The sequence below is a fragment of the Streptomyces sp. HUAS TT7 genome, from assembly GCF_051550175.1.
Taxonomy (GTDB): domain Bacteria; phylum Actinomycetota; class Actinomycetes; order Streptomycetales; family Streptomycetaceae; genus Streptomyces.
This window is the reverse complement of the sequence record NZ_CP196175.1, coordinates 2,051,956-2,071,678: the sequence shown is the minus strand read 5'-3', so window position 1 is coordinate 2,071,678 and position 19,723 is coordinate 2,051,956. Positions and strand designations below refer to the sequence as shown.

Sequence of the window (19,723 nt, the reverse complement as noted above, 5' to 3'; positions counted from 1 at the left end):
TACTCAAGTGATCCGATGACTAAGGAGAGTTGACAAGAATCCGGGCGAGATCCAGATCGATGTGTTGACCGTGGTACGTCAATGCTCCTACCTTTCCAGTGGCTCAGGGGGCCGGTCCCATGAGCCCCACTGGGAGGGAACATGCCCGCATCCCGGAGCGCGCCGCGGACGGCGCCCCGAAGAGCCGCCCCGATCCTCGCACTCGCCGCCGCCCTGGCCCTGGGGGGCCCGGGCCTCGTGCCGTCGGCCACGGCGCGCTCGCCGCACGCGTCCTCCGCCGATGTGTACGTGTCCCCCACGGGAAGCGATTCCGCCGACGGAACCGCCCAGCACCCCGTGCGCAGCCTGCCGCGCGCCCGCGATCTGGCGCGCGGCAGGGCGGCGCACCAGACCGCCGACCTCACGGTCCACCTCGCCGCCGGTACGTACCGCACCGACAAGCCCCTCGAACTCGACGCCCGCGACTCCGGCCGGAACGGCCACCGCATCATCTGGCAGGGCGCGGGCGCCGGGGCCACGGTCATCAGCGGCGGCCGCAAGGTCGAGGGCTGGCAGCCGGTGTCCGGACGCCCCGGGCTCTGGTCGGCGCCCGCGCCCCAAGGCCTCACCGACACACGACAGTTGTACGTCGACGGCGTACGTGGACAGCGTGCGAGAGGCGAGGTGCCGGTCGGTCTCACCGTCACGTCCACCGGGTACACCGCGACCTCCGACGCCATCGCGCACTGGCGCCACCCCTCCGACGCCGAGTTCGTGTACACCAGCGGCGAGGCCCTCTGGAACGTCGAGCGCAACGGGCTCGGCCAGTGGACCGAGCCCCGCTGCAAGATCGCATCCGCCGAGGGCACCGCGATCGCCATGGCTCAGCCGTGCTGGGACAACTCCAACAAGCGCGTCGAGTTCCCCGACCGGCCCGGCCGCACGGTGAGCATGGTCGGCCCCGGCAAGCTCACCAACAACGGCCAGGCGTCCTACGTCGAGAACGCCTACGAACTCCTCGACCAGCCCGGCGAGTGGTACCTCGACCGCACCGAGCACACCGTCTACTACCTGCCCCGCCAGGGCGAGGACCCGAGGAGCGCCGACATCGAGGCGGCCTCCGCCGAGAAGTTGCTCGACGGCCACGGCACCGCGAAGGCGCCCCTGCATGATGTCGCCTTCCAGGGTCTGGACTTCAGCTACGCGACCTGGCTGACGCCGTCCGGCCCCGAGGGCTTCTCCGAGATCCAGGCCGGTTACACCATCACCGGCGCCAAGGGCTGGGCGACCCAGGGCCTGTGCGGCTTCACCCCGGGCGGCACCTGCCCCTTCGCCTCCTGGACGAAGATGCCGGGCAATGTGTCCTTCACGTACGCGAGCGGCATCGACATCAGCGACAGCACCTTCGCGCATCTGGGCGCGGCCGGGCTCGAACTCGGCGCGGGAACATCCAACTCCACCGTCAAAGCGAGCGTGTTCACCGACATCTCCGGCAATGGGCTGGAGATCGGCGGAGTGGACGGGAAGGAGCCGGCCTCCGGTGTGGAGGTGACGGACAATCATCTCTACGCGCTGCCGAGGGAGTTCCACGGCGGTGTCGGCATCCTCAACGGCTACACCCAGCACAACACCATCGCGCACAACCAGCTCGACCACCTCGGCTACAGCGCGATCTCGATGGGCTGGGGCGGCTGGCCCGACAAGATCGGCTCGCCCGCGACACCCAACCCGAGCCATGACAACGCCGTGCGCGACAACCTGGTCTTCGACTACATGCAGCTCCTGGACGACGGCGGAGGCGTCTACACCCAGGGCCTGACCGGCACGTCCATGGCCGACGGTGAGAAGGTCACCGGCAACGTCATCCACGACCAGTGGGGCCTGGGCAAGAGCGTCTACACCGACAACGGCTGTACGTACGAGACCGTCGAGAGCAATGTCCTGTACGGCGCCGCGTACGCCAATGTCGCCAGCCGCCACACCGACTACCGCGACAGGCTCGGCAACAACGACCCGACGCTGGTCAAGGGCAACTGGTGGGAGGAAGGCACCGCCGACGCCAACAGCAAGGGCCTGGTGACCACCGGCAACCACATCATGGCCGGCCTCGCCGACGTGCCGCCGGACGTTCTCGCGGGCGCCGGTATCGAGCCCGCGTACCGCTCCGTTCTCGACCGTACGACCCAGGCGGTGTCCGTGCCCGAGGCGCCCGCGCGCGTGGGCACGAGCACGGCGGGCGCGGACGCGTTGTACGTGACCTTCAACCCGGCCTATGCGGACGGAGGTTCACCGCTGACCGGCTACACCGTGCATGCCCTGCGGCCCGACGGCACGGAGGCCGCGCGGGCGGACATCACGGCGGCCGGGTTCAAGCGGCAGGCGTATGTGCGGGTCGGGCAGCTGGCGGCGTCCGAGGGGCCGTTCAGGGTGACCGTCACCGCGCGCAACGCGCGGGGCGAGAGCGCGGCCTCGCTCGCCTCGGCGCCGCTCGTGCCGACTGCGGCCGTGGTGTTGCCCGGGGCGCCGACGGGGGTCAAGGTGCGGGCCGCCGCACGGGCGGTCACCCTTGCGTGGACGCCGCCTGCGGCTCCGGGCGACGCCCGGGTCATCGGGTATCGGGTCACCGTCTCGGACGGGCGGGTCGTAGAGGTTTCCGGACGGGACGCGCTGGTCACGCAGCCGTCGGGGAAGGGGATGTTCCGGGTGGTGGGCGGGCTGGCGCCGGGGACTGCGTACACGTTGGCTGTCGCGGCGGTGACGGCGGCGGGGGTCGGGCCTGCGGTCACGGTCAGGGGGGCGACTTCGGCCGCCGGGTAGGGGGGCGCCTGCGGCGGGCCGGCCCCTCCCCGCCCCTTCCCTAGACCCTCCGGGGGCGAGATGGAAAGGGAGGGGTTCCTGGGGCTCCGCCCCAGACCCCTGCTCCTCAAACGCCGGAGGGGCTGTCTATACGGGCCGTTTTCGGCTGCGGGCCATCGTGGTTGCTCGCGCAGTTCCCCGCGCCCCTAACAGGGTCGGTGCTGGCCCACGCCGAGGCATTTCAGCCTGTCATGGGGGTCCCCCCTGGCCCTTAAGGCCTTGGGGGAGTTTGAGGACGAGCGCCCTTAAGGCGCGAACGGGGTCTGGGGCGGAGCCCCAGGGGTCAGGCTGTCAGGGCCGGGAGTCCACCCCGGGTTCGGGACTCGTCGTACCGGAGGAGGAGCAGCCGGGCCAACTCCGGTGCCGCGCCCAGCACTTCGGCCAGGACATCCGCCCCCGCCGCACCCCGCGCGATCCGGTCCGGCAGGAAGCCGGGGGCGATGACGTACGGGGCGACGGCCACCCGGCGCACGCCCAGGGCCCGAAGTTCCCGTACGGCGTCTTCCGTACGGGGCAGGGCCGCGGAGGCGAACGCAGGCCGCACGGCGCACCAACCGGTGTGCCGCAGCTCCCGCGCAATTTCAGCGATCACTGCGATCGCCTCCGGGTCGGTGGAGCCCGCCGAGGCCACGACGAGCCCGGTCGAGCTTTTGTCGGCGGGGTCGAGGCCCGCTTCGTACAGCCGCCGTTCCAGCGTGGCGAGCAGCAGGGGGGAGGGGCCGAGGACGTCGGCGAGGCGGATGTTCAGGCGGGCCGGGGCCCGGTCGAGGACCGCCGGGATGTCCGCCTTGGCGTGGAAGGCGCGGGTCAGGAGGAGGGGGAGGGCCACCACGTCCCGTATGCCTTCCATGGACAGGCGGTCCAGGATCTGTGGCACGGAGGGTGCGTTGAAGTCCAGGAAGCCGAGCTCCACGCGCACCCCGGGCCTCAGTGACCGCACGCGCCGCACCAGGGCGTGCACCGTCGCGGCGTGCCGGGGATCGCGGCTGCCGTGGGCTATGACGAGGAGGACCGGGCGGTGCACGAGCGGCTCAGCCCTTCACGAGCAGGCCGCGGCCGCGCAGCACCCTGCGCTCCAGCGGGCTGAAGATCAGCAGGTCGATGGCGATGCCGACGATCAGGATCAGGATGATCGCGAGGAAGATGCCGGGCATGTCGGAGTTGTTGCGGCCGTTCTCCAGGAGCTGGCCGAGGCCCAGGCCCAGATCGGGCGAGGAGGCGATGATCTCGGCGGCCATCAGCGAACGCCAGGAGAACGCCCAGCCCTGCTTGAGCCCCGCGAGATAGCCGGGCAGCGCGGCTGGCATCAGGATGTGCCAGGCCCCGCGCACCCCGGTCGCGCCCAGCGTGCGGCCCGCCCGCAGATACAGCGGCGGCACCTGGTCGACGCCGGAGACCAGACCGTTGGCGATCGAGGGGACCGCGCCGAGCAGGATCACGGCGTACATCATCGAGTCGTTGAGGCCCAGCCAGAGCACGGCCGGCGGGACCCAGGCCACCGACGGCAGCGACTGGAGGCCGGACAGGATCGGGCCGATCGCCGCCCGCACGAACTTGACCCGGGCCACCAGCAGGCCGAGCGGCGTGCCGATGGCGAGCGCGAGCAGGAAGCCGAGCAGACCGCGCGAGACGCTGGTCCACACGACGTCGAGCAGGGTGCCCTGGAGCCACATGTCGCGCAGGCTCGACCACACGGCGGACGGCGCGGGCAGCTTGTACGAGTCGGTGACCTTCGCCGAGACCAGGATCTGCCACACGACCAGGACCAGGGCGATCGCGGTCAGCGGGGGCAGCACCTTCTTGACCAGGACCTCGCGCACCGGGGTGCGGTGGGCCTGGACGGTTTCGAGCGCGTCGAGCCCCGCTTCGAGGCTGCCCAGGTCGGGGGAGTCCCTGACGGTGGTGGTCTCGACGTCAGTGGTCTCAGTGCTGGCCATGGCGGCGGATCTCCCCACGCAGTTGTTCAGTGATCTCGACGGAGAGCTCCGCCACTTCGGCGTCCTCGATGCGGCGCGGCTGGTCGATGTCCACCGTCCACTCGTGGGCCACCCGGCCGGGCCGCGAGGAGAGCAGCACCACGCGCTGCGCGAGCCGCACCGCCTCGCGCACGTTGTGCGTCACGAAGAGGACCGACAGGTTTGTCTCGCGCCAGATGCGGGTCAGCTCGTCGTGCAGGACGTCGCGGGTGATCGCGTCTAGCGCTGCGAACGGCTCGTCCATCAGGAGCAGTTGGGAGTCCTGGGCGATGGCGCGGGCCATCGCGACGCGCTGGCGCATGCCGCCGGACAGCTCGTGCACGCGCTTGCCGTACGCGCCCTGGAGGCGGACCAGGGCGAGGAGTTCCTCGGCCCGCTCGCGCCGGTCGTTTTTCGCCACCCCGCGCAGCCGCAGGGCGAGCTCGATGTTCTTGCCCGCGGTCAGCCACGGGAAAAGGGCGTGCTCCTGGAACATCAGGGCGGGCCGCCCGCCGGGCGTCTCGATGGTGCCCGCGGTCGGCGCGTCCAGGCCCGCCACCAGGTTGAGGAGCGTCGACTTCCCGCAGCCGGAGGCGCCCAGGAGGGTGACGAACTCGCCCGGAGCGACATCGAGCGAGATGTCGTCGAGGACGAGCTGCGGTCCCGCGGGACCGTTGAAGGACTTCGAGACATGCCCGATCCGGGCGGCGTACTCGTGCGCTGCCGCCGTGCGGTCCGTGGCCTTGGCGAGTGCGGTGGCCATGGTCGTCACCTCCTGGGAAACCTGTGAACCGGCTGGGTGGGACTAGTTGACGCCGAGACCGGCGTCGCCGACCTCGGGCCTGCCCAGGGACTTGAGGACCTTGTTGAGCGGGTCCAGGTCGTAGATGCCCTTGAGGTCGGGCTTCTTGAGGAGGCCGGCCTTCACCGCGTGGTCGGCCTGTGCCTGGAGGCTGGCCGCCAGCGGGTCGTCCAGGGTCTGGATGGACTTCCACGCCGGGTCGATGATGTCCGTCGGCAGCGCCTTGCCGGAGAGCTTCTTGAGCGCGGCGTTCGCCGAGGCCTTGGCGTCGTCGGGGTGGGTGGCGATCCACTCGTTGGTCTTCACCGAGCCGCGCAGGACCGCCTCGACGACGTCGGGGTGCTCCTTGAGGAACTTCTGCGACACGATGATGTTGGTGATCACGAACTGGTGGTCCGGCCACAGGTCGGACTCGTCCACGAGGACCTTGCCGCCCTCCTGGACCAGCTTGGACGCGGTCGGCTCGGGCACCCAGGCGCCGTCGATCGAGCCGGACTTGTAGGCGTCCGGGGTGATCTTGTTGTCGGTGCGGACCACGTTGACGTCGCCCTTGCCGCTCTGCGCGTCGACCTTCCAGCCCTTGTCGGCCAGCCAGTTGAGGAACGCCACGTCCTGGGTGTTGCCGAGCTGCGGGGTCGCGATGTTCTTGCCCTTGAGCTCGTCCACCGACTTGATCTTGCTGGGGTTGACCACCAGCTTCACACCGCCGGAGGCCGAGCCGCCGATGATGCGCAGGCTCTGCCCCTTCGACTTGGTGAAGCCGTTGATGGACGGGGAGGGGCCGATCCAGCCGATGTCGATCGAGCCCGCGTTGAGGGCCTCGATCTCGGAGGGCCCCGCGTTGAAGGTGGACGTCTTGACCGCGGTGCCGCCCAGCTCCTTCTGGAACAGCCCCTCCTGCACGCCGACCAGCGCCGTGGCGTGGGTCAGGTTCGGGAAGTAGCCGATCTTCACGGAGTCGGCGGAGAGCTTCTTGCCGTCCGCGGCGGGCGCGGCCTTCCCGGCGTTGTCCTTGTCGGAGGCGGAGCCGTAGCCGCAGGCGGCGAGCGCCCCGAACAGCAGGGGCAGGGTGGCGGCGGTGATGAGGCTGCGCCTCAAAGCAGAGCTGGCAGGCACGGGAGGGTGTCCTCTCGGAGGCCCGGTGCTTACGTCCGGCGGAGTCTCAACTCCAGGACGCGGCCGGGAAGTCGGCAGGTCTTCGGCGGTGCGGGCGGTGCTGGTGGTGCATCCGGGCGCGCGAGCGGTGCGCGTACGTCATCGCGCACATCGGGCAACCCCGCCCTGGCCGCTGCCGAGGGCGCCGCTGCCTACGCGGCCGCCCTCCTTCGCGAAGGTCGAGTACACGTCGTGACTGTGCATCAGGAGATTCAGCATCAGAAGTCCCAACCCGCTTCGTCCCCAACGGTGTTGAGGGCCTTGGCGGTGGCGAACGACTCGCCCGCCATGCCGGCCGCGAGCGTGGTGCCGTCCGCCGGGTCGATCAGCAGGAACGAGCCCGTGCGCCGCGAGTCGGCGTAGGAGTCGAGCGCGAGCGGCTCGGCGGTGCGCACCTTGACCCGGCCGATGTCGTTGGCGACCAGCTGCCCCGGGCTCGGGTGCTGGGAGAGGTCGTCCAGGGTCAGCCGGGACGGGATCTCCTTGACGATCGCCTTGACCGTGCGGGTGGTGTGCTTGAGCAGCACCCGCTGACCCACCGTCAGGGGCTGGTCGGCCACGTGGCAGACGGTCGCCTCCACGTCCTGGGTGGTGACGGGCGCGTCCCCGCTCGGCACGATCAGATCGCCGCGCGAGATGTCGATGTCGTCCTCCAGGAGGAGGGTGACGGACTGCGGCGTCCAGGCGATGTCGACGGACTCGCCGAGCAGGTCGATTCCCGCGATCTTGCTGGTACGCCCCGAGGGGAGCACGGTCACCGGCTCGCCGACCCGGAACGTACCGGCGGCGATCTGGCCCGCGTAGCCCCGGTAGTCCGGGAGCTCGGCGGTCTGCGGGCGGATCACGTACTGCACGGGGAGGCGTGCGTGGCAGGAGGTCAGGTCGTGGCTGACCGGGACCGTCTCCAGGTGCTCCAGAACGGTGGGGCCGCCGTACCAGTCCATGTTGGCGCTGGGCTCCACCACGTTGTCCCCGGCGAGCGCCGAGATGGGGATCGCAGTGATCTCGGGAACGCCCAACTCGCTGGCGTACGCGGTGAATTCCTCGGCGATCTTGGCGAAGACCTTCTCCTCGTACGCCACCAGGTCCATCTTGTTGACGGCGAGGACGACGTGCGGCACGCGAAGGAGGGCGGCGACCGCGGCGTGCCGGCGGGTCTGCTCGATGACGCCGTTGCGGGCGTCGACCAGGACCACGGCGAGGTCGGCGGTGGAGGCGCCGGTCACCATGTTGCGGGTGTACTGCACGTGGCCCGGGGTGTCGGCCAGGATGAACCGGCGCCGCGGGGTCGCGAAGTAGCGGTAGGCCACGTCGATGGTGATGCCCTGCTCGCGCTCGGCCCGCAGGCCGTCGGTGAGCAGCGCCAGGTCCGGCGCCTCCTGGCCGCGCTTGAGCGAGGCCGCCTCGACGGCTTCGAGCTGGTCGGTCAGGACCGACTTGGAGTCGTGCAGGAGCCGGCCCACCAGGGTGGACTTGCCGTCGTCGACGGACCCGGCGGTCGCGAAGCGCAGCAGGGTGGTGGCCGACAGGTCGGCCAACTGCACCGCAGTTTCAACGGAGTTGGACATGCTAGAAGTACCCCTCGCGCTTGCGGTCTTCCATCGCGGCCTCGGACATCTTGTCGTCGGCGCGGGTGGCGCCCCGCTCGGTGAGCCTCGATGCGGCGATCTCGGTGATGACGGCGTCCAGCGTCGTCGCGTCGGAGTCGACGGCGCCGGTGCAGGACATGTCGCCGACGGTGCGGTAGCGCACCAGGCGGGTCTCGACCGTCTCGTCGGCCTTGGGGCCGCCCCACTCGCCGGCCGTCAGCCACATCCCCGACCGCTGGAACACCTCGCGCTCGTGGGCGAAGTAGATCTGAGGCAGGTCGATGTCCTCGCGGGCGATGTACTGCCACACGTCCAGCTCGGTCCAGTTGGACAGCGGGAACACCCGGACGTGCTCGCCGGGAGCGTGCCGGCCGTTGTAGAGCTGCCACAGCTCGGGGCGCTGGCGGCGCGGGTCCCACTGCGAGAACTCGTCGCGCAGCGAGAACACCCGCTCCTTGGCGCGGGCCTTCTCCTCGTCCCGGCGGCCGCCGCCGAACACCGCGTCGAAGCGGTGCTGCTGGATGGCCTCGGTCAGCGGAACCGTCTGCAGCGGGTTGCGCGTGCCGTCGGGGCGCTCGCGCAGCTTGCCCGCGTCGATGTACTCCTGCACCGAGGCGACGTGCAGGCGCAGGCCGTGCTCGGCCACCACCCGGTCGCGGTAGGCGAGGACCTCGGGGAAGTTGTGCCCGGTGTCCACGTGCAGCAGCGAGAAGGGAACGGCCGCCGGGGCGAACGCCTTCAGCGCCAGGTGCAGCATGACGATCGAGTCCTTGCCACCGGAGAACAGGATCACCGGCCGCTCGAACTCACCCGCCACCTCACGGAAGATGTGCACCGCCTCGGACTCCAGGGCGTCCAGGTGGCTGAGCGCGTACGGGGTGTCGGTGCCCTCGCTCACGGTGATTGCCGACGTCATGCCAGGCCCCTCTCGGTGAGCAGCGCGAAGAGCGCGGCAGCGGACTCCTGCACGGTCTGGGTGTGCGACTCGATCCGCAGATCCGGCGCGTCGGGCGCCTCGTACGGGTCGTCGACACCGGTCAGACCGCTGATCTCGCCCGCCGCCTGCTTGGCGTACAGACCCTTCACATCGCGTACGGAGCAGACCTCCACCGGCGTCGCGACGTGCACCTCCAGATAGGCGGTGCCCTCGCTCTGGTGGCGCTTGCGCACGGCCTCGCGGCTGTCGGCGTACGGGGCGATCACCGGGACGAGCGCCTTCACGCCGTTGGCGGCGAGCAGTTCGGCGACGAAGCCGATCCGCTGCACATTGGTGTGCCGGTCCTCGCGGCTGAAGCCGAGACCCGCGGAGAGGAACTCGCGGATCTCGTCGCCGTCGAGCACCTCCACCCGGTGGCCGCCCTCGCGCAGCCGGCCCGCGAGCTCGTACGCGATGGTGGTCTTGCCGGCGCTCGGCAGACCGGTCAGCCAGATGGTGGCTCCCGCCTCCGTCACGCTCATCGAAGTCTCCTGATCGTTCTTCTGGCGGTCCGTCATCCGTGCAGCCCGCACTCGGTCTTGTTGCGTCCGGCCCAGCGCCCGGCGCGCGCGTCCTCGCCCTCGGCGACCCGGCGGGTGCAGGGCGCGCAGCCGATCGACGGGTAGCCGTCCATGAGGAGGAGGTTGGTGATCACGCCGTGCTCCGCGACGTAGGCGTCCACGTCGTCCTGCGTCCAGCGGGCGATCGGCGACACCTTGACCTTCTGCCGCTTCTCGTCCCAGCCGACGACCGGGGTGTTCGCCCGGGTCGGGGACTCGTCGCGGCGCAGCCCGGTGGCCCAGGCCGCGTACGAACCGAGGCCCTCCTCAAGGGGCTTGACCTTGCGCAGGGCGCAGCACAGATCGGGGTCGCGGTCGTGCAGCCGGGGGCCGTACTCGGCGTCCTGCTCGGCGACCGTCTGACGGGGCGTCAACGTGATGACGTTGACGTCCATCACCTCGGCGACGGCGTCACGGGTGCCGATCGTCTCGGGGAAGTGGTAGCCGGTGTCGAGGAACACCACGTCCACGCCGGGCATCGCGCGCGAGGCGAGGTGGGCCACGACCGCGTCCTCCATCGAGGAGGTGACGCAGAACCGCTTGCCGAAGGTGTCGGCGGCCCAGCGGAGGATCTCCAGGGGCGAGGCCTCTTCGAGGTCCCGGCCCGCCTGCTCGGCGAGCGCCTTGAGCTCTTCGGCGGTGCGCTCGCCGGTCCGAGTGGCCGTCATATCGCTTCCCCTCCACGGTCGTTGCGCTGCACTCCACGGGCGAGCAGCCCGAGGAACTTCAGCTGGAAGGCCCGGTTGCACGCCGCGCATTCCCACGCGCCGTGTCCGGTCTCGTTGGGACGCAGGTCCTCGTCACCGCAGTACGGGCAGTGGAAGGGAGCCGCACGCTCGCTCATGACAGGGCCTCCTCGCTCGCGCGGGCGGTCCAGGCGGCGAACCGCTCGCCCTCGGTGCGCTCCGCCTGGAAGCGCGTGAGGACCCGCTCGACGTAGTCGGGCAGCTCGGCCGAGGTGACCTTCAGGCCGCGGACCTTGCGGCCGAAGCCGGCCTCTAGGCCGAGCGCGCCGCCCAGGTGCACCTGGAAGCCCTCGACCTGGTTGCCCTCGCTGTCCAGGACGAGCTGGCCCTTGAGGCCGATGTCGGCGACCTGGATGCGGGCGCAGGAGTTGGGGCAGCCGTTGATGTTGATGGTGATGGGCTCGTCGAACTCCGGGATGCGCCGCTCCAGTTCGTCGATGAGCGAGGCGCCGCGCGCCTTCGTCTCGACGATGGCCAGCTTGCAGAACTCGATGCCGGTGCAGGCCATGGTGCCGCGCCGGAACGGCGAGGCGTTGACCTTGAGGCCGAGCGCCTCCAGACCGGAGACGAGCGAGTCGACGCGGTCCTCGGCGACGTCGAGCACGATCAGCTTCTGCTCGGCCGTGGTGCGAAGGCGGCCCGAGCCGTGCGTCTCGGCCAGCTCGGCGATCTTGCTCAGGGTGGCGCCGTCGACGCGTCCGACGCGGGACGCGAAGCCGACGTAGAAACGGCCGTCGTTCTGGCGGTGCACCCCGAGGTGGTCGCGCCAGACGTCCTTGGGCTGCTCGGGCGCGGGCCCGTCGAGCAGCTCGCGCTTCAGGTACTCGTCCTGGAGGACCTGGCGGAACTTCTCCGGGCCCCAGTCGGCGACCAGGAACTTCAGGCGGGCGCGGGTGCGAAGGCGGCGGTAGCCGTAGTCGCGGAAGATCGAGATGACGCCTTCGTAGACGTCCGGCACCTCGTCCAGGGGTACCCAGGCGCCGAGGCGCACGCCGAGTTTGGGGTTGGTGGACAGGCCGCCGCCGACCCACAGGTCGAAGCCGGGCCCGTGCTCGGGGTGCTCGACGCCGACGAACGCGATGTCGTTGATCTCGTGCGCGACGTCCAGCTGCGGGGAGCCCGAGACGGCCGACTTGAACTTGCGGGGCAGGTTCGAGAAGGCCGGGTTGCCGATGAAGCGGCGCTGGATCTCGTCGATGGCCGGGGTGCCGTCGATGATCTCGTCCGCGGCGATCCCGGCGACGGGCGAGCCGAGGATGACGCGCGGGGTGTCGCCGCAGGCCTCGGTGGTGGACAGGCCGACCGCTTCGAGGCGGTTCCAGATCTCCGGGACGTCCTCGATGCGGATCCAGTGGTACTGGATGTTCTGCCGGTCGGTGAGGTCGGCGGTGCCGCGCGCGAACTCCTGCGAGATCTCGCCGATCACCCGCAGCTGCTCGGTGGTCAGCCGGCCGCCGTCGATGCGGACGCGCAGCATGAAGTACTCGTCGTCCAGCTCCTCCGGCTCCAGGATCGCGGTCTTGCCGCCGTCGATGCCCTGCCGGCGCTGGGTGTAGAGCCCCCACCAGCGCATCCGGCCGCGCAGGTCGTTGGGGTCGATCGAGTCGAAGCCGCGCTTGGAGTAGATCGTCTCAATGCGTGTCCGCACATTGAGACCGTCGTCGTCCTTCTTGAACTGCTCGTTCCCGTTGAGGGGCGTGAAATGGCCGACGGCCCACTGGCCTTCACCACGGTGGCGCCCGGGCTTGCGGCGGGGCGTGGTGGCGGCAGGGTTTTCTGGGGTGGCGGCCATGGCGTATGTCCTTCGGGACTGCAGGTGGGCGGCTCTGACCTGCACACTCGCGCTTCGGCGCGGCGGTGCGCAGTCAGGTACTGAGGAAAAGGGATCGCGGCGTTGCTGGAGGCGTCAGCGTGCCGGACAGATGGCGCTGGACATGCGGCCGAGGTCGACGTGCCGCCGACTCACCAAGGCAATTCCAGTTCCAGACATGACGGAAGCGTGTCACGGGACTTTAGACCCAGTCCACCACTGTCCATCATGTGGACACTGGTGTCCCACATCACGAGACGCTGTGGTCCGGGTCACCGAACGCCCCCGGCCACGGCCCCGGCGCGGCCGCGTCCTCGGCCTGCTCCTCCTTGGTCTCGAAGAGCTTGAAGCCGCGCCGCAGATAGTTGTCCATGGCGTGCTCGCCGTCCAGCGAGCAGGTGTGCAGCCACACCCGCTCGGTGGCGGGCAGTTCCGGCCAGCGCTCGGCCAGGTCCCAGGCCCGCCGGACTCCGTACGACAGGAGGTGGCCGCCGATCCGCCGGCCGCGGAAGGCGGGGATCAGACCGAAGTAGACGATCTCCACCGAGCCGCCGGGCTGTGCCTCCAGCTCGACGTAGCCCGCGGGCGTCCCCCGGTCGTAGGCCACCCAGGTCTCCGTGCCCGGCCTGGCCAGTGCCCGCTCCCACTCCGCGTACGACATGCCCAGGCGGTCGGTCCACATGATGTCGCCGCCGACCGCCGTATAGAGGAAGCGGCTGAACTCCGGGGAGGGGACCTCGGCGCGCACGATCGTGATGTCGCCGGGCGGCTCGGCGGCCGGGCGCAGATCGTCGACGGAGGTCTGCTCAAGGGACCAGGTGGTCACGGTGATACTCATGCGGCTCAGGCAATCATGCGGTTCGCGATGCTTCCAACGCAGGTCAGGGGTGGCGGCCCCGGGCCAGTCTCGCCGCCGGGGACGAGGAGTGGGGGAGCAGGTCCGCCGGGCGCTCCGGCCGGATCACCTCCACGCGCACGTCCTCACTGAAGCGGTACGGGCGGTGCGCGAGCACCTCCGCGAGACGGCGGCGAAGGCGTGACATCTCGGCCCGTACGGTCACCGTGCGCGTCGGGTCCTCGAAGATGTCCTGTGCGAGCTGGGCGGCGCTGCGGCCCTCCCGGTTCTGGGCCAGGACGAACAGCAGCTCGGCATGGCGGGGGCTGAGCTCCTGCGTCCAGCTGCCCGCGTCGCCCGAGACGGTCACCGAGCAGCGCCGGGGCCGGCTGAGGTCGAGCACGACCCGCCGGTCCGTGGAGGTGCCCGCGCCGCCGCCCTCCCCGTCGACCTGGACGAGCCGGCCGCCGGGCAGCGGCTCGACCGTGCACATGCCGAGCGAGGGCAGCCACACCCGGCCCGAGCGCGGCGACCCCGGCAGCGCGAGCCGGTCGGTGGGCGGCATGCCGGTGACCGCGGCGACCCAGCCGTTGTCGTCGACGGCCAGCGCCCGCCCGCCGATCCGGCACAGCACGGGCGCGGCCACCGTGCGCAGCCGGTCGAGGGCGGCGAAGTGCCGGTTGCGCAGCTCGGCCGCGGCGAGCCGGGTCACCGAGGTCACGAAGGACAGCGTGGCCGGGTGCATGCTGCTGAGCGGCCCGCTGATGTCCACCACCCCGAGCAGCCGCCCGTCCCGCGGGTCGACGATGGGCGCGCCCGCGCAGGTCCAGGCGTGGTGGGCGGCGACGAAGTGCTCGGCCGAGAACACCTGCACCGGGCGGCCGGTGACGAGCGGGGTGCCCACCCCGTTGGTGCCGACGACCGCCTCGCTCCAGTCGGCACCCACCTCGAAGCCCAGGGTGTCGGCCAGCTTCAGGACCGAGGGGTGCCCCTCGCGCCACAGCAGCCGGCCCTCGGCGTCCGAGATCACCATGATGTGCTGCGCGGCGTCCGCGACCGACACCAGAGCGTCCCGCAGCACCGGAAGGACCTCGGTCAACGGCGAGTGCTGCCTGCGCCGTTCGACCTCGGCCAGGGAGAGCAGCCCGGCGTGGTTCTCCCCGTCCGGACTGAGCCCGCTGTCGAGCACCCGCCGCCAGGACTCCTCGATGTCCGTACGCGGCACGACCTTGGTGCGCCGGCCCTCAAGAGCGGCCGCCCGCATGCTCTTCAGGAGCCGGGTCGCCTCCCGGGAGTCCATTGCGGCCAGCCGGGCCACGTCGAGCGTGTTGGTCTCCACGGAATCCTCCTGCTGTCGACACCGGCGTCCGTCAGGTAGTGAGCCCCGCGTGTCCTGAATTCATCGTGCCCGTCCGGGAGTTGGCGCGCGGCCATATGCCCCACATGGTTGCAACCCTTTGCAACCCTCGCGAACGGCCGTGCGAGTGTACGAAGGTGGGAGAGCACCGGAAGTCCGGTCGTCATGCTCCCCCCGTGGACGCATGAAGAGTGCGGGGGTGGTGCCGTGTCGGCGCAGCACCACCCCCGACGGATCTTTTCGACCGCGGTGCGGCCTTCCTCTCACACCTCGGCGCGGGCCCGCTCCACCACGGACGCCAGATCCAGCGAGTGCGGCAGCGTCCCGAACGCCGCCCCCCAGTCGCCGCCGAGCCGCGAGGCACAGAACGCGTCCGCCACCTGAGGCGGCGCCCAGCGCACGAGCAGCGAACCCTGGAGCACCAGCGCCATCCGCTCCACCAGACGCCGCGCCCGCGCCTCGATGCCGTCCAGGTCGGACAGTTCGGTCAGCAGGTCCTTGATCGCCGCGTCGAGGCGGTGGTCCGCGCCGCGCGCCCTGCCGACCTCCTGGAGGAAGGCGTTGATCGCCTGCGGCTCGCGCTGGAGCGCCCGCAGCACGTCGAGGGCCTGGACGTTGCCCGAGCCCTCCCAGATCGAGTTCAGCGGAGCCTCCCTCAGCAGCCGCGGCATCCCGGACTCCTCGACGTACCCGTTGCCGCCGAGGCATTCGAGCGCCTCGCCCGCCACCGGCGTACACCGCTTGGTGACCCAGTACTTGGCGGCCGGCACCGCGAGCCGCAGAAACGCCCGCTCCTCCTCGGTGTCGGCGTCGTAGGCCGCCGCGAGCCGCAGCGCCAGCGTGGTCGCTGCCTCCGACTCCAGGGCCAGATCGGCCAGCACATTGCGCATCAGCGGCTTCTCGACGAGCAACCCACCGAACGCACTTCGGTACGAGGCGTGGTGGACCGCCTGCGCGACGGCCTGCCGCATGATCGCCGCCGAGCCGATGACGCAGTCGAGCCGGGTCGCCGCCACCATCTCGATGATGGTGCGCACCCCGCGGCCCTCCTCACCGACCCGGCGCGCCCACGTCCCGTCGAACTCGACCTCGCTCGACGCGTTCGACTTGTTGCCCAGCTTGTCCTTGAGCCGCTGGATCGCGAACACGTTGCGCGTGCCGTCCGCCAGCACCCGCGGCACCAGGAAACAGGTGAGCCCGCCCGGCGCCTGGGCCAGGACCAGGAACCCGTCGCTCATCGGCGCCGAACAGAACCACTTGTGCCCGGTCAGGACGTACTCGCCGTCGGCGGAGAGCGGCACCGCCGACGTCGTGTTCGCCCGTACGTCGCTGCCGCCCTGCTTCTCCGTCATGCCCATCCCGAAGAGCGCCCCGCCCTTCTCGGCGGCGGGCCGCAGCCCCTCCTCGTACACGTGCGAAGTGAGCCGCGGCTCCCACTCGGCGGCGAGCGCCGGATCGGTGCGCAGCGCGGGTACCGCCGCGTGCGTCATGGAGACGGGGCATCCGTGCCCGCCCTCGGCCTGCGTCCACACCAGGAACCCGGCCGCCCGCCGCACATGCCCGGCGGGCCGCCCCCAGGCGTCGGTGAGCCCGGCGGACACGGCCTTGCCGAGCAGCCGGTGCCAGCTGGGATGGAACTCGACCTCGTCGATGCGGTTGCCGTACCGGTCGTGGGTGCGCAGCTTCGGCGGGTTCTCGTTCGCCAGCACACCCCACTCCTGGGCCTGAGCCGATCCCGCGGTCCGTCCGAGGCCCGCGAGCTCCTCTCGTACCTCGTCGACGAGCTCCGGCTCGGTGTGCCGCTCGACCGCCTCGGCCAGGGCCCGGTCGGCGGTGAAGACGTCGTACCCCACCAGGGGCGGAGCCTGGTTGGTCACTGTGTGGGTGGTGGCTGCCATGCCGATACGGTAAGGACGTGCAGCCAGCAAATGAAACACCCGAGCGGACATCCGGCCGCCTTCATCGGGCCCGCGTCCTCTACCGCAACGTCTCGAAGCGGAAATTGGGCTGGCTGCTCCTCAAGGACACCGTCAACTCCTGCGTCGAATACCGCATCCTGGGCCTGGCCGCCGAGGCCGCCTTCTTCACGCTCCTCTCGCTGCCTCCGCTGCTGCTCAGTGTCATCGCGCTGCTCGGTTACGTGGACGGCTGGACCAGCACCCACACCGTCGCCAGCATCGAGCAGAACATCCTCAACGCGGCCGGAACCGTCCTGTCCGACCGCGGGGTGCACGAGTTCGCCCAGCCGCTCCTCGACGACGTCACCAAGGGCAAACGCCCGGAAATCGTCTCCATCGGCTTCGCCATCGCCCTGTGGTCGGGCTCGCGCGCGGTCAACGTCTTCATCGACACCATCACCGTGATGTACGGGCTCGACGGGCACCGCGGCATCGTCAAGACCCGGATGCTCTCGCTGCTCCTGTACATCGTCGCGCTGCTCATCGGCGCGGTCGTGCTGCCGCTCGCGGTGGTCGGCCCGGACCGGGTGGTGGAACTGGTTCCGTGGGGCACGGACGTGATCAGCTTTCTGTACTGGCCGACGATGATCCTGCTGTCCATCGCGTTCCTGACCACCCTCTTCCACGTCTCGGTGCCGGTCCGCTCGCCGTGGATCGAGGACGTGCCGGGCGCCCTGGTGGCCCTCGCGATGTGGGTGCTCGGCTCGTTCCTGCTGCGGATCTATCTGACCAGCACGGTCGAGGGCCCCACCATCTACGGCTCGCTCGCGGCCCCCATCGCGGTGCTGCTGTGGATCGGCATCTCGGCGTTCGCGGTCCTGGTCGGCGCGGCCGTCAACGCGGCCATAGACCGGGTCTGGCCGTCGGTCGCCACGGCCGCCGCCCGCGCCGCCAGCGACCGGGTGCGCACCGCGCAGGCCGCCCAGCTCGTGGCCCGCTCCCAGCCGGTCCAGCCGATGCTCTTCGACGACGGTGAGGACGGCGACGGCGAGGACGGCGACGAGGCGGGCGACCCGGGGATGCCGTCCGAGTTCCCCGAGCGCTGGTCGAAGTTCCTGCCCCCGGACGACGTGAAGTCCCGGCTGCACACCGCGAAGAAGCCCGAGGACAAGTCGCAGGAGAAGCCCTCGCGCGACCACGGCTGACGGGCAGGCCGTCGGGAGGCCGGACTACCCTCGCAGGCATGTACCGAGAGCGGCCGTCACGCCTGTACGGCGCCGTGGTGTGGACCCGGACCGTGGCCGAGGGCGATGCGCGCCCCGTCCTTCCGGACGGCTGCATGGATCTGCTCTGGTGCGAGGGCCGCCTCCTGGTGGCGGGCCCCGACACCCACGCCTACGTGCCCGAAGCGGCCCCCGGCACGCGGTACGCCGGGATCCGGTTCGCGCCCGGTGCCGGGCCCGCCGTGTTCGGCGTCCCGGCGCACGAGCTGCGCGACACCCGGGCCGCGCTCGACGGGATCTGGCCCGGCGCCGAGGTGCGCGCGCTGGCCGACCGGATCGGGGAAGCGGCCCGCCCGGCCGCCGCCCTCGAAGCCGTCGCCCTGGCCAAGGCACCCGGCCCCGACCCGCTGACCCGCGCGGTGGCGGCCCGGCTGGCCGCCGGATGGAGCGTCACGGCCACCGCCGCCGAGGCCGGCCTCGGCGCCCGCCAGCTGCACCGCCGCTGCCTCGACGCCTTCGGCTACGGCCCGAAGACGCTGGCCCGCATCCTGCGCCTCCAGCGCGCCCTGGACCTCGTGCGCCGGGGCATGCCGTACGCGGAGGCCGCGCTCGCCGCGGGCTGCGCCGACCAGGCGCACCTCGCCCGCGAGATGCGTGCGCTGGCCGGGATGACGCTGACCGCCTACGCGAGCGCCGCGAACAGCGAGACCTCCACGCCGTCCGGGTCGTGGACGACCGCGTAACGCTGGCCCCAGAAGGCGTCCCACGGCTTGAGGCGGCCGTCGTACCCGGCCGCCATGAGCGCGTCGTACGTGGCATCGACCTCGGCGGGCGAGTCACAGGCGAAGGCAAGGCCGGTACGGCTGCCGCCCTCGGGGCGCGTCCAGTCCGGGTCGAAGGAGCGGACGGTGTCCTCGGTGTCCCACAGGACCCGCGTGCCGCCGGGGAGCGTGTATTCCACATGCGGGCGGCTGTCCGCGTCGGCGGGAACGGCGAGGCCCAGGCGTCGGTAGAAGGCGAGCGATGCGGCCATGTCGGCCGCTACCAGGCCGATGGCGTCGAGTCGTGGAGTCATGCCCTCACCGTAGGCAGCGGGCCCGGTGCGGGTCTTGTACGAAACGGACACGTGTCCGGCGCCGGAGCGGGGCCGGAGCGGACACCCGGACGCGGCTTGGGCACGTCCGCCGCGGACACCGCGCCCGCTCTTGTCTCCGCGCCCGCGCGGCCGTACAGAATGGAGGAAGGGCCGGCCCCTCCTCGGGCCGGCGAGGGAGATGATCGGCATGACCTCCATGTCGTCCGAGCCGTCGGGGCCGTCCGTGGCCTACGCACCGCCCGCGCCGCCACCGCACCCCGTCACGCTCACCGCGGTCCACGAGCCGGGGCTCTCCCGGTGGCTGTGGCTGGTGAAGTGGCTCCTGGCCCTTCCGCACTTCCTGATCCTCGTCCTGCTGACGGTCGCGTTCGTCGCGGTGACGGTCGTGGCGTTCTTCGCGATCCTGATCACGGGGCGCTATCCCCGCCCCTTGTTCGACTTCAACGTGGGTGTGATGCGGTGGAGTTGGCGGGTGTCCTACTACGCGTACGGCACCCTGGGCACCGACCGCTATCCGCCCTTCACGGTCGCCGACGTGGCCGGCTATCCGGCCCACCTGGATGTCGCCTACCCCGAGCGGCTCTCGCGGGGCCTCGTCCTCGTCAAGTGGTGGCTGCTCGCGATCCCGCAGTACGTCCTCGTCATGATCCTGGCGGGCGGCGTCCGGGCCGGTGAGTCCGTGGGGCTCGTCGCGGTCCTGACGTTCTTCGCCGGAGTCTCGCTCCTGTTCACGGGCCGCTACCCCACGGGCATGTACGACCTCAACGTGGGCATCCACCGCTGGGTCGCCCGGGTCGCCGCCTATGCGGCACTGATGACCGACACATATCCGCCCTTCCGTCTCGACCAGGGCCCGAACGACCCGCACTGAGCCCCGACCGGGCGT

19 protein-coding genes are annotated in these 19,723 nt (G+C 71.1%); 4 read left to right on the top strand and 15 right to left on the bottom strand.

Annotated elements, in window-relative coordinates; translation table 11 throughout:
* The first annotated feature begins 141 nt into the window (after window positions 1-141).
* Window positions 142-2,796 carry a fibronectin type III domain-containing protein gene (locus tag ACSHXC_RS09225; protein WP_438291113.1) on the top strand — a complete coding sequence of 885 codons (2,655 nt, stop codon included), beginning with the start codon at window positions 142-144 and terminating at the stop codon, window positions 2,794-2,796.
* Window positions 2,797-3,118: 322 nt separating this feature from the next.
* Here the strand turns inward: ACSHXC_RS09225 and ACSHXC_RS09220 are convergent, their stop codons facing one another.
* From ACSHXC_RS09220 to ACSHXC_RS09155, 14 genes are all read right to left on the bottom strand, one after another.
* The gene (locus ACSHXC_RS09220) at window positions 3,119-3,859 is read right to left on the bottom strand and encodes a sirohydrochlorin chelatase (protein ID WP_438291112.1); all 741 of its coding nucleotides are present in this window, start codon (window positions 3,857-3,859) and stop codon (window positions 3,119-3,121) included.
* Window positions 3,860-3,866: 7 nt separating this feature from the next.
* On the bottom strand, window positions 3,867-4,772 hold the full coding sequence (locus ACSHXC_RS09215) for an ABC transporter permease (protein WP_438291111.1): 906 nt from the start codon (window positions 4,770-4,772) through the stop codon (window positions 3,867-3,869).
* The gene (locus tag ACSHXC_RS09210; protein ID WP_438291110.1) at window positions 4,759-5,553 is read right to left on the bottom strand and encodes an ABC transporter ATP-binding protein; all 795 of its coding nucleotides are present in this window, start codon (window positions 5,551-5,553) and stop codon (window positions 4,759-4,761) included. Before ACSHXC_RS09210 ends, ACSHXC_RS09215 begins: the two co-directional genes overlap by 14 nt.
* Before the next feature lie 42 nt (window positions 5,554-5,595).
* Window positions 5,596-6,708 carry an aliphatic sulfonate ABC transporter substrate-binding protein gene (locus ACSHXC_RS09205; protein WP_438291109.1) on the bottom strand — a complete coding sequence of 371 codons (1,113 nt, stop codon included), beginning with the start codon at window positions 6,706-6,708 and terminating at the stop codon, window positions 5,596-5,598.
* Window positions 6,709-6,965: 257 nt separating this feature from the next.
* Window positions 6,966-8,315, bottom strand: a complete 1,350-nt coding sequence (locus ACSHXC_RS09200) for a sulfate adenylyltransferase subunit 1 (protein ID WP_438291108.1) — start codon at window positions 8,313-8,315, stop codon at window positions 6,966-6,968.
* 1 nt (window position 8,316) lies between these two features.
* A complete protein-coding gene (cysD, locus tag ACSHXC_RS09195; protein ID WP_438291107.1) occupies window positions 8,317-9,252 on the bottom strand; it encodes a sulfate adenylyltransferase subunit CysD in 936 nt (311 codons plus the stop codon).
* A complete protein-coding gene (gene cysC / locus ACSHXC_RS09190; RefSeq protein ID WP_438291106.1) occupies window positions 9,249-9,794 on the bottom strand; it encodes an adenylyl-sulfate kinase in 546 nt (181 codons plus the stop codon). Before cysC ends, cysD begins: the two co-directional genes overlap by 4 nt.
* Before the next feature lie 32 nt (window positions 9,795-9,826).
* A complete protein-coding gene (locus ACSHXC_RS09185) occupies window positions 9,827-10,540 on the bottom strand; it encodes a phosphoadenylyl-sulfate reductase (protein WP_438291105.1) in 714 nt (237 codons plus the stop codon).
* Window positions 10,537-10,716, bottom strand: coding sequence for a hypothetical protein (locus tag ACSHXC_RS09180; RefSeq protein ID WP_053726037.1), 180 nt, complete (start codon window positions 10,714-10,716; stop codon window positions 10,537-10,539). The genes ACSHXC_RS09185 and ACSHXC_RS09180 overlap by 4 nt, the downstream gene beginning before the upstream one ends.
* The gene (locus ACSHXC_RS09175) at window positions 10,713-12,410 is read right to left on the bottom strand and encodes a nitrite/sulfite reductase (RefSeq protein ID WP_438291104.1); all 1,698 of its coding nucleotides are present in this window, start codon (window positions 12,408-12,410) and stop codon (window positions 10,713-10,715) included. The genes ACSHXC_RS09180 and ACSHXC_RS09175 overlap by 4 nt, the downstream gene beginning before the upstream one ends.
* Before the next feature lie 114 nt (window positions 12,411-12,524).
* Window positions 12,525-12,608, bottom strand: a complete 84-nt coding sequence (locus tag ACSHXC_RS09170; RefSeq protein ID WP_310591794.1) for a putative leader peptide — start codon at window positions 12,606-12,608, stop codon at window positions 12,525-12,527.
* 70 nt (window positions 12,609-12,678) lie between these two features.
* The gene (locus ACSHXC_RS09165; protein ID WP_438291103.1) at window positions 12,679-13,266 is read right to left on the bottom strand and encodes a GNAT family N-acetyltransferase; all 588 of its coding nucleotides are present in this window, start codon (window positions 13,264-13,266) and stop codon (window positions 12,679-12,681) included.
* Window positions 13,267-13,309: 43 nt separating this feature from the next.
* Window positions 13,310-14,563 carry a GAF domain-containing protein gene (locus ACSHXC_RS09160; protein ID WP_438296494.1) on the bottom strand — a complete coding sequence of 418 codons (1,254 nt, stop codon included), beginning with the start codon at window positions 14,561-14,563 and terminating at the stop codon, window positions 13,310-13,312.
* A 320-nt stretch (window positions 14,564-14,883) separates the two neighbouring features.
* Entirely contained in the window at window positions 14,884-16,518 is a 1,635-nt protein-coding gene (locus ACSHXC_RS09155; RefSeq protein ID WP_438291102.1) for an acyl-CoA dehydrogenase family protein, read from the bottom strand.
* Between the two features lie 17 nt (window positions 16,519-16,535).
* Here ACSHXC_RS09155 and ACSHXC_RS09150 point away from each other — a divergent pair, with 17 nt between their 5' ends.
* Both ACSHXC_RS09150 and ACSHXC_RS09145 read left to right on the top strand, forming a co-directional pair.
* A complete protein-coding gene (locus tag ACSHXC_RS09150) occupies window positions 16,536-17,723 on the top strand; it encodes a YihY/virulence factor BrkB family protein (RefSeq protein WP_438291101.1) in 1,188 nt (395 codons plus the stop codon).
* 38 nt (window positions 17,724-17,761) lie between these two features.
* Entirely contained in the window at window positions 17,762-18,484 is a 723-nt protein-coding gene (locus ACSHXC_RS09145; protein WP_438291100.1) for a helix-turn-helix domain-containing protein, read from the top strand.
* Here ACSHXC_RS09145 and ACSHXC_RS09140 read toward each other — a convergent pair.
* Window positions 18,424-18,816, bottom strand: a complete 393-nt coding sequence (locus tag ACSHXC_RS09140; RefSeq protein WP_438291099.1) for a VOC family protein — start codon at window positions 18,814-18,816, stop codon at window positions 18,424-18,426. The two genes, ACSHXC_RS09145 and ACSHXC_RS09140, sit on opposite strands and share 61 nt — an antisense overlap.
* Window positions 18,817-19,033: 217 nt before the next feature.
* On the opposite strand from ACSHXC_RS09140, the gene ACSHXC_RS09135 reads away from it, so the two are divergent.
* Entirely contained in the window at window positions 19,034-19,708 is a 675-nt protein-coding gene (locus ACSHXC_RS09135; protein WP_438296492.1) for a DUF4389 domain-containing protein, read from the top strand.
* The last annotated feature ends 15 nt before the right edge of the window (window positions 19,709-19,723 follow it).